Annotated in this window: 10 protein-coding genes; 7 read left to right on the forward strand and 3 right to left on the reverse strand. The window is 33.7% G+C overall.

Features of this window, described 5'->3' with window-relative positions:
- Window positions 1-221 precede the first annotated feature (221 nt).
- Window positions 222-1796, reverse strand: coding sequence for an ABC transporter ATP-binding protein (locus tag SAMSHR1132_RS00875; RefSeq protein WP_000067464.1), 1575 nt, complete (start codon window positions 1794-1796; stop codon window positions 222-224).
- Between SAMSHR1132_RS00875 and SAMSHR1132_RS00880 the strand changes: the two genes are divergently transcribed.
- From SAMSHR1132_RS00880 to ggt, 4 genes are read left to right on the forward strand one after another with little or no spacing between them, the layout of a single operon-like run.
- Complete coding sequence (locus SAMSHR1132_RS00880) at window positions 1753-3231, forward strand: ABC transporter permease (protein ID WP_096001297.1); 1479 nt, start codon at window positions 1753-1755, stop codon at window positions 3229-3231. The two genes, SAMSHR1132_RS00875 and SAMSHR1132_RS00880, sit on opposite strands and share 44 nt — an antisense overlap.
- 5 nt (window positions 3232-3236) lie before the next feature.
- The gene (locus SAMSHR1132_RS00885) at window positions 3237-4400 is read left to right on the forward strand and encodes an ABC transporter permease (protein ID WP_000241590.1); all 1164 of its coding nucleotides are present in this window, start codon (window positions 3237-3239) and stop codon (window positions 4398-4400) included.
- A 16-nt stretch (window positions 4401-4416) separates the two neighbouring features.
- The gene (locus tag SAMSHR1132_RS00890; protein ID WP_014373759.1) at window positions 4417-6192 is read left to right on the forward strand and encodes an ABC transporter substrate-binding protein; all 1776 of its coding nucleotides are present in this window, start codon (window positions 4417-4419) and stop codon (window positions 6190-6192) included.
- A gap of 36 nt (window positions 6193-6228) precedes the next feature.
- Entirely contained in the window at window positions 6229-8235 is a 2007-nt protein-coding gene (gene ggt, locus SAMSHR1132_RS00895) for a gamma-glutamyltransferase (RefSeq protein WP_000236396.1), read from the forward strand.
- Between the two features lie 317 nt (window positions 8236-8552).
- On the opposite strand, the gene SAMSHR1132_RS00900 is transcribed toward ggt, so the two are convergent.
- Together SAMSHR1132_RS00900 and SAMSHR1132_RS00905 are read right to left on the reverse strand one after the other, a co-directional pair.
- The gene (locus SAMSHR1132_RS00900; RefSeq protein ID WP_000848131.1) at window positions 8553-9326 is read right to left on the reverse strand and encodes a tandem-type lipoprotein; all 774 of its coding nucleotides are present in this window, start codon (window positions 9324-9326) and stop codon (window positions 8553-8555) included.
- Window positions 9327-9514: 188 nt separating this feature from the next.
- On the reverse strand, window positions 9515-10141 hold the full coding sequence (locus SAMSHR1132_RS00905) for an FMN-dependent NADH-azoreductase (RefSeq protein WP_000048981.1): 627 nt from the start codon (window positions 10139-10141) through the stop codon (window positions 9515-9517).
- A gap of 205 nt (window positions 10142-10346) precedes the next feature.
- On the opposite strand from SAMSHR1132_RS00905, the gene SAMSHR1132_RS00910 reads away from it, so the two are divergent.
- From SAMSHR1132_RS00910 to SAMSHR1132_RS00920, 3 genes are all read left to right on the forward strand, one after another.
- Entirely contained in the window at window positions 10347-10925 is a 579-nt protein-coding gene (locus SAMSHR1132_RS00910; RefSeq protein WP_000166924.1) for a M23 family metallopeptidase, read from the forward strand.
- Between the two features lie 370 nt (window positions 10926-11295).
- On the forward strand, window positions 11296-12393 hold the full coding sequence (locus SAMSHR1132_RS00915; RefSeq protein ID WP_000818918.1) for an ABC transporter ATP-binding protein: 1098 nt from the start codon (window positions 11296-11298) through the stop codon (window positions 12391-12393).
- Window positions 12394-12405: 12 nt separating this feature from the next.
- Window positions 12406-13677, forward strand: coding sequence for a maltodextrin ABC transporter substrate-binding protein (locus tag SAMSHR1132_RS00920; RefSeq protein ID WP_000033027.1), 1272 nt, complete (start codon window positions 12406-12408; stop codon window positions 13675-13677).
- Window positions 13678-13679: the final 2 nt, after the last annotated feature.

Below are 13679 nucleotides of genomic sequence, written 5' to 3' on the forward strand. Positions count from 1 at the left end.
AAATATCCCCCTCGCTTAGTGTAGGGGGATTTGATTTTGGTGTCAAAACACCTAAAGTATGGGTGAGATTTTAAGTCATGGCAAAGCACCTAAAGCTTGAAATGGTGCTCGAACCTTAACATAGCACAATATAGTATGACAAAGTCATCGAACATAACTCATAGAAAGTTGCGCAGTTTATTCCAAGTTGCGCAGTCACTGAACCGAATTGCTCATAACTTTTATTTTGTAATGACAGGCACTGCTGAAATAAGTTGTTTTGCATAGTCTGATTGCGGATGTTTGATAATATCTTCTGTGTTATTAAGTTCAACGATCTCACCATTTTTCATCACTGCAACGCGATCACATATTTCATTGATGACGCCCATGTCGTGTGTGATGAATAAATAAGTGATGCCAAAATCTAACTGTAATTGTTTTAATAAATCGATGATATCTTTTTGGATTGAAACGTCTAAAGCTGACACTGCCTCGTCGCAAACAATTAGTTTAGGTTCTACAGCGAGTGCTCTCGCGATACTTACACGTTGGCGTTGTCCACCAGATAACTCATGTGGATAACGATATAAGAAGCTTTGATCTAGGCCAACTTTTTCTAACAAGGATACGACAGTTTTAATCATATCATCATCTTTTATTTTCCCATGAATAATAAGAGCTCGTTTAATTACATCAATGACTTTAAATCTTGGATTGATAGATGCGAATGGATCTTGGAAAATCATTTGAATGTCTTGGCGTAAAGGTTTCAATTCCTTAGCAGGTACATTGTTATACCAAATAAAGCCTTCTGACACATCCTTTAGACCGACGACCGTCTTACCTAAAGTTGATTTTCCTGAACCTGACTCCCCAACGATACCTAATGTTTCACCTTTCCTAATAGCTAAGTTTATATCTCTAACTGCTCGGAATATGCTGCCATTCGGTGATGTATAATCTACGCTCACGTGATCGAATTTTAATAAAATATCATTACTTAATTGTCTTGGCGGACGAGTTTGATGAATATTAGGAATCGCATCAATCAAGCGTTTCGTATATGTATGTTGCGGTGATTTAAAGATACTTTCAACCGTACCACTTTCAACGACACTTCCATCTTTCATTACAATCACATCGTCGCAAAATTGATACACAGCGCCTAAATCGTGTGTGATAAAAATAATAGATGTTTCTGTGTACTCATAAAGGGACTTCATTAACTGCAGTAATTGATTTTGTGTACTTGCATCTAATGCTGTTGTTGGTTCATCTGCGATTAAAATTTGTGGTTTTAAAATTAAGGCAATTGTTATCATGACACGTTGACGCATACCACCAGAAAGTTCATGTGGATAAGCATTAAATTGACGTGTCGCATCTTTAATTCCAACTTTATCTAAAATATCGATGGCCATCGACTTTGCTTCTGACTTTGATACACGTTTATGTTGAAATAGAACTTCTGTAATTTGCTTGCCAATCGTTAATCTTGGATTTAAAGAGGAAAGTGGATCTTGAAAAATCATCGAGATATCTTTTCCTCGAATTTGTCTTAATGATGCAGAGGTTAATTCTGTTAGTACTTTACCGTCAAAAATAATTTCTCCAGTTAAAGTATGATCTGGATAATCTGGTAATAGACCTAAAATTGATTTTGCCGTAATACTTTTACCTGATCCAGATTCACCAACTATACCTAAAATATGTTTTTTTCGTAATTCGAAAGAGACATTTTTTACCGCTTGAACTGTAGTTTCATCATAATTGAATTGTACATTCAGACTGTTGACTTTTAATAAATTTGACATGATGTTGTGCCTCCCTATTCACAAATGTGTAAATTTATTCTATACTTTTGTATATCATAGTAATCTACTCAAGATTATTTTACAAGGAGTGATTATCATAATTACTTATTCAAAGTCATTTAAGTTGTTGTATCATAAGGCATTTTATAGGGTTATACTTTCGGTATTGAGCTTACCAATATTTTTATATGCAGTGATTGGTTTTGCTTTTTCAACTAAGAGAAAAAAATTTTACGCTAATAATTCTGAAATTTCAGAAATCGAACAAGCGTTACAAGAAAAATATAAATATTTGTCTCAGCTAAAGTCGACTACACAAATACATAGAGAAGCAATCAAAATATTCAAGACGCAAAGGTCTAATACCAACTTTAATAGCATTGAACAAGCGCATTTTTCATCATACTTTGAAAATGTATTGTTCCACAAGTTCATCATTATCAAAGTGGTATTGGCTTTACCACTGTTCGTTATGCTGACATTTTATTTACAGCCATTAGTTAGGTATATTTTCGAACGCATCATTATGGCTGTAATTGTTATTATTGGCGTAATCATTAGTGTCTTTACAATTTTATATTTTTCACCACTTGATGCGGCATATAGCATATTGGGGCAAAATGCTACAAAGGCACAAATACATCAATTTAATGTATTACATCACCTTAACGAACCTTATTTTATTCAATTGTGGGATACTATCAAAGGCGTTTTTACGTTTGATTTAGGTACAACATACAAAGGAAATGAGGTAGTGACAAAAGCGGTTGGCGAGAGAATTCCAATTACAATTCTTATAACAGTATTAGCGTTGATTGTGGCACTAATTATTGCGATACCAGTAGGGATTATTAGTGCGATGAAGAGAAATAGTTGGCTTGATATCACATTGATGACGATAGCTTTAATTGGTTTATCCATTCCAAGTTTCTGGCAAGGGCTATTGTTTATTTTGGCGTTCTCATTGAAATTGGATATTTTACCACCGTCTTATATTCCAGAACATCCAATATCGTTGATTTTAACTGTACTTGTCATTGGAACAAGTATTGCTGCTTCTATAACGCGTATGACAAGGTCTTCAGTTCTTGAAGTTATGCGTAGTGATTATGTATTAACGGCTTATGCAAAAGGGCTATCGACGACGCAAGTAGTTATTAAGCACATTTTAAAAAATGCAATCGTTCCAATTGTGACGCTAGTCGGTCTATTAGTGGCGGAGTTACTGGGTGGCTCAGCTGTGACGGAACAAGTATTTAATATTAATGGTATCGGTCGCTATATTGTTCAAAAACAACTTATACCTGATATCCCAGCGGTCATGGGTGGGGTCGTATATATATCAATAGTTATTTCATTATCAAATTTAATCATTGATATTTTCTATACGCTTATCGATCCAAAATTACGTAGTGAAATTAACGAAAGGAAGTGAGGCATATGGTAAAAGTTACAACAAAGATAGCTTCCTTAAAATTATTCGCAAGTTATGCCATAGCAACATATATTTTAGTCATTTTAACAAGTGCTTTAAATATTTTTAAAGGATATGTGGCAGATACGTTTTATATTGCTGAAACGTTGTTAATCATCTTAACCATTGCGTTAATTATTATCGTAGTAACTGAATCAAATTGGAAAAGGCATGTCACATGGCGTCGTTTCATTGAAGTGTTGTTACTGTTGATGGCTTTAACAGGGAATGTATTCACTTTATTAATGTTTGTAAGTGTTAGACGTTATCAACGTACATCGCAAATACATAGTTATAACGGTTGGGAAGCATTTATACGAAAAATTGTTAAACATCGTATTGCTATTATTGGATTATTTGTTTTAGTTTACATGCTGTCATTATCAATCGTGTCTCAATTTACGTTTGATACGTCATTGGCTACTAAAAATCAGTTTAATGCACTATTACATGCACCAAGTCTAGCCTATCCGTTTGGTACTGATGATTTCGGTAGAGATTTATTTACACGTGTTGTTGTAGGGACGAAACTGACATTTTCAATATCAATCATCTCTGTGATTATCGCAGTTATTTTTGGTGTGCTACTAGGCACAATTGCCGGTTATTTTAATCATATTGATAATTTAGTGATGCGTATTTTAGATATTGTGTTTGCAATTCCATCATTATTGTTAGCGGTGGCAATTATTGCTTCTTTTGGCACAAGTATTCCAAATTTAATTATTGCGCTAAGTATTGGAAATATACCATCATTTGCGCGAACAATGCGTGCAAGTGTTTTAGAGATTAAACGTATGGAATATGTAGATGCAGCACGTGTTACAGGAGAAAATACTTGGCGTATTATATGGCATTATATTTTACCGAATGCAATTGCACCAATGATTGTACGCTTTTCTTTAAACATAGGTGTTGTTGTATTAACAACAAGCAGTTTAAGTTTCTTAGGACTTGGCGTTGCGCCTGACGTAGCGGAATGGGGTAACATTTTGCGTACCGGTAGTAACTATTTAGAAACACACAGTAACTTAGCTATAGTACCTGGTATTTGTATTATGTTCGTCGTTTTAGCATTTAATTTTATAGGTGATGCAGTGCGAGATGCACTTGATCCAAAAATTCATTAAAAAGGTAGGGATAGATGTGAAAAGAATCATTAGTATCGCAATTATAGTGTTAGCGTTGGTATTAAGTGGTTGTGGTGTCCCTACGAAATCAGAAGTGGCTCAAACATCATCGAAAGTAGAAGTAAAAGGTGAGCGACCAACGATACATTTCCTAGGACAAGCAAGTTATGAGAACGATATGAATATCGTTAAAGATCAGTTGGAAAATGCAGGATTTAACGTCAAGATGAATATTCAACCAGATTATGGTAGTTATCGCACGCAACGTCAAGCAGGCAATTATGATATTCAAATTGATGACTGGATGACGGTATTTGGTGACCCGAACTATGCTATGACGGCATTATTTAGTTCTACAGGATCAAATAGTTTATTAAAAGATAAGCATGTGGATGAGTTATTAAATAAAGCTTCTACTCAAAATGAAGTAGACGTTAAACAAACATATAAACAAATTGAAGATGAAGTTGTATTTGATAAAGGATATATGGCGCCTTTATACGGATCAAAAAAGAATTTAGTATATGACAATAAAGTATTGGATAAAAATAGCGTTGGATTGCCAAATTCACGTGCGCTAATATGGCAACAATTTGATTACAACAATAGTAAAGAACGAGATACGCGGCCACTTGTGATGACACAACAAGATGGCGAAATTCCAACATTGGATCCAATACGTTCAATTGCACCATCAGTATATTCAATTAATATGAATATGTACACAAGGTTATTATTATTAGATGAAAATGACCACTTAACAACAAAAGGTTCGTTAAGTCGTGACTATGCTGTTAATAAGGACAATAAAGCATTTTATTTCTTACTTAGAGATGACGATTATTTTGCGAAAGTAGTTAATGCAGAAGCGCGCAATACTGGTGAACGTGTGTCGGCTGAAGATGTTAAATTTTCTTTAGATAGAGCTCGTGATAAAAAGTCAGTGCCTAACAATAATACGTACAATATGCATAAACATATTAATGACATCAAGATATTAACTGATGATGACATTAATCAGTTGCGCAAAGAAAAAGATAAAGACGATAAATCTATCTATGACAAGTTGATAAAAGCTTATAATGTCAAATCGTTAACAACAGATGGTCAAAAAGTAAATAATAAAGATGGGATTTATCAAATAGTTAAAATTACAACTGATCAATCGATGCCTCGAGAAGTGAATTATTTAACACATTCTTCGGCAGGTATTTTATCTAAAAAATTTGTTACTGAAGTAAATCATCAATATCCAAAGGGCTATGGTGATAGCAGTACATTTCCTGCTACTTCAGATGGTAAAAATGGACTATATGCGAGTGGTGCATACATTATGACACAGAAAAATACCTATCAAGCAGAGTTTCAACGTAATCCTGGATTCAACGAAACAGAACAAGATAGCTATGGTCCAGCAAAAATTAAAAATATCACATTGAAATTTAATGGTGATCCTAATAATGCATTGTCAGAACTTCGAAACCATTCAATTGATATGTTGGCAGATGTGAATCAAAAACATTTTGATTTAATTAAGTCAGATAAAAATTTAAGTATTATACGTAAAAATGGACGTAAGTCAGTCTTTTTAATGCTTAATATTAAAAAAGGTATATTTAAGACACATCCAAACTTAAGACAAGCTGTTGTAAACGCGATCGATCAGGATCAATTTATTAAGTTTTATCGTGGTGACAAATTTAAAATTGCATCACCGATTACACCACTTGTTGACACAGGCAATGTTCAACATCAAGACTTAGAAAAAGCAGAGAAAGCCATTAATCAATAATATTTTAATGATTTCAAGAAAGTAGGAGGATAACATATGGTCATTAACTTAAATGATAAACAGAAAACAACATCTAAAGAAGGGTTAATTTCCGTGTCGCATCCTCTTGCTGCTAAAATTGGTAAGGGTGTATTAGACAAAGGCGGCAATGCTATGGATGCAGTAATTGCGATTCAACTGGCATTGAATGTGGTAGAACCATTTGCATCAGGTATAGGTGGAGGCGGGTACTTACTCTATTATGAGCAAAGTACTGGCAGTATAACTGCGTTTGATGCGCGTGAAGCTGCACCTGCACATATTGATCAGGAATTTTATTTAAATGATTCAGGCGAATATAAATCGTTTTTTGATATGACTACACATGGTAAAACTGTGGCAGTACCGGCAATTCCGAAGCTGTTCGATTATATTCATAAGCATTATGCTAAGTTTTCATTAGAGGAATTAATCAATCCTGCAATTGAGTTAGCTATGGAAGGTCATTCTGCTAATTGGGCTACTGAAAAATATTCGCGCCAGCAACATGCAAGGTTGACAAAGTATCACGAAACGGCGCAAGTATTTACGAATAAAAATCGCTATTGGCGTGAAGATGACTGGATTATACAACCCGAAATAGGCAAGACATTTCAAATATTAAAAGAGCATGGATTTAATGCATTTTATAAAGGTGACATTGCGGAAAAGTTAGTAAAGGTTGTTAAAAAATATGGTGGCACAATCACTTTAGAGGACTTAGCAAATTATGACATTCAGATTAAAACACCAATTAGTGCGACGTTTAAAGATTATGATATTTATTCAATGGGGCCATCTAGTTCCGGCGGTATCACAGTTATTCAAATATTGAAGTTATTAGAGCATGTCGATCTACCTTCAATGGGAGCAAGATCTGTCGATTATTTGCACTATTTAATACAAGCTATGCATTTAGCATATAGTGATCGTGCACAGTTTTTGGCAGATGATAACTTTCATGATGTACCTGTAGAGTCATTAATTGATGACGACTATTTAAATACACGCAGTAAGCTCATTGATAGTGATAAAGCAAATATCGATATAGAACATGGCGCTATTTCAGATTGCATAATTCATACAGATGTTGATGAAAATCATACCGAAACAACACATTTTTGTGTAATTGATAAAGAAGGTAATATTGCTTCATTTACGACGTCAATCGGTATGATTTACGGTTCAGGTATCACTATTCCAGGATATGGCGTGTTATTAAATACGACAATGGATGGTTTTGATGTAGTAGCAGGTGGAATCAACGAAATTGCATCATATAAACGACCTCTAAGTAATATGGCTCCAACGATTGTGACACATCACGGTAAACCGATATTAACGGTAGGTGCACTTGGTGCCATAAGTATTATTGCTAGCGTCGCACAAACATTGATCAATGTCTTAGTGTTTGGGATGGACATTCAACAAGCTATTGATGAACCTAGAATTTATAGTAGTCATCCTAATCGTATCGAATGGGAGCCTCAATTTTCACAATCTACAATATTAGCATTGATTGCACGTGGACATGCGATGGAAAGTAAACCAGATGCCTATATTGGAGATGTGCATGGATTACAGGTTGATTCGAATACACGTGAAGCTTCGGGAGGGGCTGATGACACGAGAGAGGGTACTGTGATGGGTGGCGATGTGTTAACGATTAGAAAACAACCATTACCTATTTCAAAAATGTATGATAATGACGCCTATCATGTATATTTCAATAATGTGCAGTTACCATTATTAGCAGATCAAGTACGATGGATGCATGACAAATGTTGGATTGAGGAAAGTGTCGTTAGAATCATTTTGTCTGGAGTTAGTGCACATGTTGAAGATTTGAGAAGCTATGAAATCGCCGGAGAAAATTATATAGATATTGCCTGGTTGGCACGGAAGAAAGGTTATCAAGTTACCTTAAAGGATGACAGTTTATATTTAAGTGATGAATCGTATCATTCAGTAAAAAGAAATACAAATGCGTATTATCGATATGATCGAGATAGCATTACAAGGTAAATTATGTTTATGCGATTGATGTGAATTTTGAAGTGTATTAGTTTTTCCTTGAACCAAAAGATCTGATTTTGAACTTTAGAGTGACGCTTGAGTATCGTAGCATAGAAAATGCTATAGGAAATGCTATGCACCTTATTGAATTTTAAAACGCCTCACAAATTCGTTTTTGATATACACCACAACAGTTAGTCTAAAATCTAACTTTATGTGATTCGGTACAATTAAATGAATGATGTGAGGCGTTTTTATAATGTGTGATTTTAGTATGTTAAACGATAATGAATGATTTGGTTATTTCTATAATTACATCATAAGTGTTAATGTTCACTTATTTTATTATAAGTAAGGCTTTCTTTGTATATAATTTGGTCTTTTCCAGGACTTGAAAAATAAAAATAAAGTTTCTGATCTTGATGATTATTGCCTTTTAAATCACTTATTCCCTTTAATTCCACTTTTGTTGATGCATTTTTTGGAATATGATATCTATGTTTTAATTGTTTGACGCATGGATTATCATTCGACAACTTACCAGATAAATTATAATAATTAGTAGTAGGATCATGTGTGATTTTCAAATCATTGCTGTTTAAAATGCTTGATAAATCGCCATTTTGAATCAAAAATTGATGGCTTTCGATTTTTTGTTTCAGTTCGGGATCTTTTACGTCTTTTGTGCAGACGATTTTATTATTAACTACTTTTACTGGATAACTTTTGTCTGTCGAGTGAGTAACATTTTTTCTATCGTTTATTGTTGTGTCATAATCACCAGTTATTTTATGTTTGTTTTTATCTACCTCTAACAACATACGGTCTTCTTTTAAAACCGTATCTGATCCAACAACTGAATAAGATGATTCTATATACCATGTGTCATGACCATTATTTTCGTATTGGGGATTATCGTGACCATTAATTTTATAAAGCGTCTCTAAGTTTTTAATAGGATATGTACTTAGTATTTTTTTAAAATCACCTTTCAAATGAATTTGTTCTAAACGAGTTGCCAAAAACATACCGCCACAGATTACAATTGAAATAATAATAATTGCTGCTAAGTTTAACCAGAAATTTTTATGCGTTTTCATACATCCACACCTTTTCTCAAAATACTTAATTAACACTATAATAATATATTTTAAAAATATTTACATCAGTATTAAAGTGAATACCAAACTTTAAATTTGTGAAAATAATAGATTTTTATAAAAAAGTCGAAAAGGTATACAATAAAAAACTGCATGACGTTGAGGCGTCACACAGTGTAATTAAAAACTTAAAATGTTGTTGCTAATTTTTCAGCATTATTAATACTTGTTGCTTTAATTTCTTCAGTTTTATGAGGTTCGGCATTGTGCCCTTCAATAATAATCGTTTCATATGATGGCACACCTAAGAATGTCATGATTGTTCTCAAATAACGGTCGCCCATTTCAAAATTAGCAGCAGGGCCTTCTGTATAATATCCACCACGTGATTGAATGTGTAATACTTTTTTGTCAGTTAGTAAACCTTGTGGTCCTTCAGCAGAGTATTTAAAAGTTTTACCTGCAATTGAAATAGCATCAATATATGCTTTGACTACAGGAGGGAAAGAAAGGTTCCACATCGGCGTCACAAATACATATTTATCGGCACTTAAAAAATCTTCTAAAATTTCACTTAGTCTTGAAACTTTTATTTGTTCATCATCAGTTAATGTTTCACCATTATTAATTTTTCCCCAACCAGTTAATACATCTTTGTCGATGACTGGAATATAAGTTTCGAATAAATCGATATGTTTCACTTCGTCCTCAGGATGTTGTTGTTGGTAAGCATCAATAAATGCTTTACCAGCCGCCATAGAATTTGATACTAATTCATTAAATGGATGTGCTGTAATATATAATACTTTCGACATATAAATATTCTCCTCTGTATCTTTCATATTTTAGTATAATTATTATATCGAATATAAAATTTAATAGCAATAAGAATACGCATCTAATAACCATTTTATTTAACCGTTTAGGTCGTAGTACCAAAGTATGAGGGCATTTAATTATGAAATATTTGATTTAGAATATATACTTAATATCCAAAATATATGAAGGATGGATGCCCCAATGACAAAGCGACCTAAACGTATTTTGGCAACAATTGTACTTTTTTTATCATTATTATTAGCTGTTGTTTATACAGGTGACATTCAAAAATGGTTTAATCAATATACCGATAAATTGACACAAAATCATAAAGGACAAGGGCACTCAAAATGGGAAGACTTTTTTAAAGGAAGTCGAGTTACGGAGACTTTTGGTAAATATAAACATTCCCCTTTTGATGGTAAACACTATGGTATTGATTTTGCATTGCCAAAAGGTACACCAATTAAAGCGCCAACGAATGGCAAAGTAACACGTATTTTTAATAATGAATTAGGCGGCAAGGTATTACAGATTGCTGAAGATAATGGAGAGTATCATCAATGGTATTTACACTTAGACAAATATAATGTCAAAGTAGGAGATCGTGTTAAAGCTGGTGACATCATTGCGTATTCTGGTAATACAGGCAAACAAACGACTGGTGCTCATTTGCATTTTCAAAGAATGAAGGGTGGCGTAGGTAATGCATTTGCAGAAGATCCTCAACCGTTCATTGATCGGTTGCCAGATGGAGAACGTAGTCTCTATGATTTATAGTCGTAGAAGTGTGCCCGCAGTCTTAAATTTTAACAATCATTATGTGAGTAGAATGCTTACATGATGATTGTTATTTTTTGAATGAAAAAATATATTTTTGATTAGCCAATATGTATCGTGCAAATGATGTTTGTTAATAATGACACTGAAAAATATCGTGCGTAAAATCGCATTATCAACATACGTGAAACAGTTGTATACAATAACAATTTTCTTTATAAAAGTTTATTTCTGACAGTAATGTAAACGTTTACAATTTATGATTGACATTAATAATGACTGAATATATGATTTATGTAAGTATTTGTGCAAACGTTTTCACGTAATGTATTGCATAATAAAACTTTAAACAAAGTATGGGAGGCATAACATGGCAGAATTAAAGTTAGAGCATATTAAAAAGACGTATGATAACAACAATACTGTAGTGAAAGATTTTAATCTACATATTACTGACAAAGAATTCATTGTATTTGTTGGACCATCAGGATGCGGTAAATCTACAACATTACGTATGGTTGCGGGTCTAGAGTCTATCACATCAGGAGATTTCTATATTGATGGGGAACGCATGAACGATGTTGAACCGAAGAACAGAGATATTGCGATGGTATTTCAAAATTATGCGTTATATCCACATATGACTGTTTTTGAAAATATGGCATTTGGGCTAAAGCTGCGTAATGTTAACAAAAAAGAGATTGAACAAAAAGTTAATGAAGCAGCAGAAATATTAGGGTTAACTGAGTATCTTGGACGCAAACCAAAAGCATTATCAGGTGGGCAACGACAACGTGTTGCTTTAGGTAGAGCTATTGTAAGAGATGCGAAAGTCTTTCTAATGGATGAACCATTATCAAATCTGGATGCGAAGCTACGTGTACAGATGCGTACAGAAATTTTGAAATTACATAAGCGACTTAATACTACAACGATTTATGTCACACATGACCAGACTGAAGCGTTGACGATGGCAAGTCGAATTGTCGTATTAAAAGATGGCGACATTATGCAAGTCGGCACGCCAAGAGAGATATACGACTCGCCAAATTGCATATTTGTGGCACAATTTATCGGTTCACCAGCGATGAATATGTTGAAAGCTACAGTTGGAATGGATGGTTTGAAAATTGGTGACCATCACTTTAAATTACATAATAAAAAATTTGAAAAGTTAAAAGATGCTGGCTATTTAGATAAGGAAATCATTTTAGGTATTCGAGCTGAAGACATTCACGAAGAGCCGATATTTATTCAAACTTCTCCAGAGACACAATTTGAATCTGAGGTAGTTGTATCCGAATTGTTAGGTTCAGAAATTATGGTACATAGTACATTCCAAGGCATGGAATTAATTTCTAAATTAGATTCGAGAACGCAAGTGATGGCGAATGACAAGATTACATTAGCATTTGATATGAATAAGTGTCACTTTTTTGATGAAAATACAGGAAATCGAATCGTCTAAGGGGGAGTATTCATGTCTAAATTTTTAAAGTGCATAGCGTTAGTCATTGCAATGTTATTAATCGTAACTGGATGTGGCCCTAATCGTTCGAAAGAAGATATTGATAAAGCATTAAATAAAGATAATTCTAAAGAAAAGCCAAATCAACTTACGATGTGGGTGGATGGCGATAAACAAATGGCGTTTTATAAAAAAATCACTGAGCAATACACTAAAAAGACCGGTATTAAAGTAAAACTTGTAAATGTTGCTCAAAATGATCAATTAGAAAATATTTCATTAGATGCACCAGCTGGGAAAGGACCAGATGTCTTTTTCTTAGCACATGATAATACTGGAAGTGCCTATCTACAAGGTTTAGCTGCTGAAATTAAATTATCAAAAGATGAGTTGAAAGGTTTCAATAAACAAGCACTTAAAGCGATGAATTATGACAATAAACAACTAGCATTGCCTGCTATCGTTGAAACAACTGCACTTTTCTATAATAAAAAGTTAGTGAAAAATGCGCCGCAAACGTTAGAAGAAGTTGAAGCTAATGCTGCTAAATTAACAAATAGTAAAAAGAAACAATACGGTATGCTATTTGATGCCAAAAACTTCTATTTTAATTATCCATTTTTATTTGGCAATGATGATTATATTTTTAAGAAAAATGGCAGTGAATATGATATCCATCAATTAGGGCTAAATTCTAAAAATGTGGTAAAGAATGCTGAACGTTTACAAAAATGGTATGACAAAGGGTACCTGCCAAAAGCTGCTACTCATGATGTGATGATTGGTCTTTTTAAAGAAGGTAAAGTAGGACAATTTGTAACGGGACCATGGAACATTAATGAGTATCAAGAGACATTTGGTAAAGATCTTGGTGTGACAACATTACCTACAGATGGTGGTAAACAGATGAAGCCGTTTCTTGGTGTGCGTGGTTGGTATTTATCTGAATACAGTAAGCATAAGTATTGGGCTAAAGACTTAATGTTGTATATCACTAGTAAAGATACATTACAAAAATATACAGATGAAATGAGCGAAATTACTGGACGCGTTGATGTTAAATCATCTAATCCGAATTTGAAAGTGTTTGAAAAACAAGCACGTCATGCTGAACCGATGCCTAATATTCCAGAAATGAGACAAGTTTGGGAACCGATGGGCAATGCCAGTACATTTATCTCGAATGGTAAGAATCCAAAAGAAGCTTTAGACGAAGCGACGAATGATATTACGCAAAATATTAAGATTCTTCATCCATCACAAAACGATAAGAAAGGAGATTAGTT

The organism is Staphylococcus argenteus (genome assembly GCF_000236925.1).
GTDB classification, from domain to species: Bacteria; Bacillota; Bacilli; order Staphylococcales; family Staphylococcaceae; genus Staphylococcus; species Staphylococcus argenteus.

Excerpts from the sequence above, each read along its gene's own strand:
- SAMSHR1132_RS00920 (WP_000033027.1), top strand. The coding sequence starts at position 12,406 with ATGTCTAAATTTTTAAAGTGCATAGCGTTAGTCATTGCAATGTTATTA.
- SAMSHR1132_RS00875 (WP_000067464.1), bottom strand. The coding sequence starts at position 1,796 with ATGTCAAATTTATTAAAAGTCAACAGTCTGAATGTACAATTCAATTAT.
- SAMSHR1132_RS00885 (WP_000241590.1), top strand. The coding sequence starts at position 3,237 with ATGGTAAAAGTTACAACAAAGATAGCTTCCTTAAAATTATTCGCAAGT.
- SAMSHR1132_RS00915 (WP_000818918.1), top strand. The coding sequence starts at position 11,296 with ATGGCAGAATTAAAGTTAGAGCATATTAAAAAGACGTATGATAACAAC.
- SAMSHR1132_RS00905 (WP_000048981.1), bottom strand. The coding sequence starts at position 10,141 with ATGTCGAAAGTATTATATATTACAGCACATCCATTTAATGAATTAGTA.
- SAMSHR1132_RS00910 (WP_000166924.1), top strand. The coding sequence starts at position 10,347 with ATGACAAAGCGACCTAAACGTATTTTGGCAACAATTGTACTTTTTTTA.
- SAMSHR1132_RS00900 (WP_000848131.1), bottom strand. The coding sequence starts at position 9,326 with ATGAAAACGCATAAAAATTTCTGGTTAAACTTAGCAGCAATTATTATT.
- ggt (WP_000236396.1), top strand. The coding sequence starts at position 6,229 with ATGGTCATTAACTTAAATGATAAACAGAAAACAACATCTAAAGAAGGG.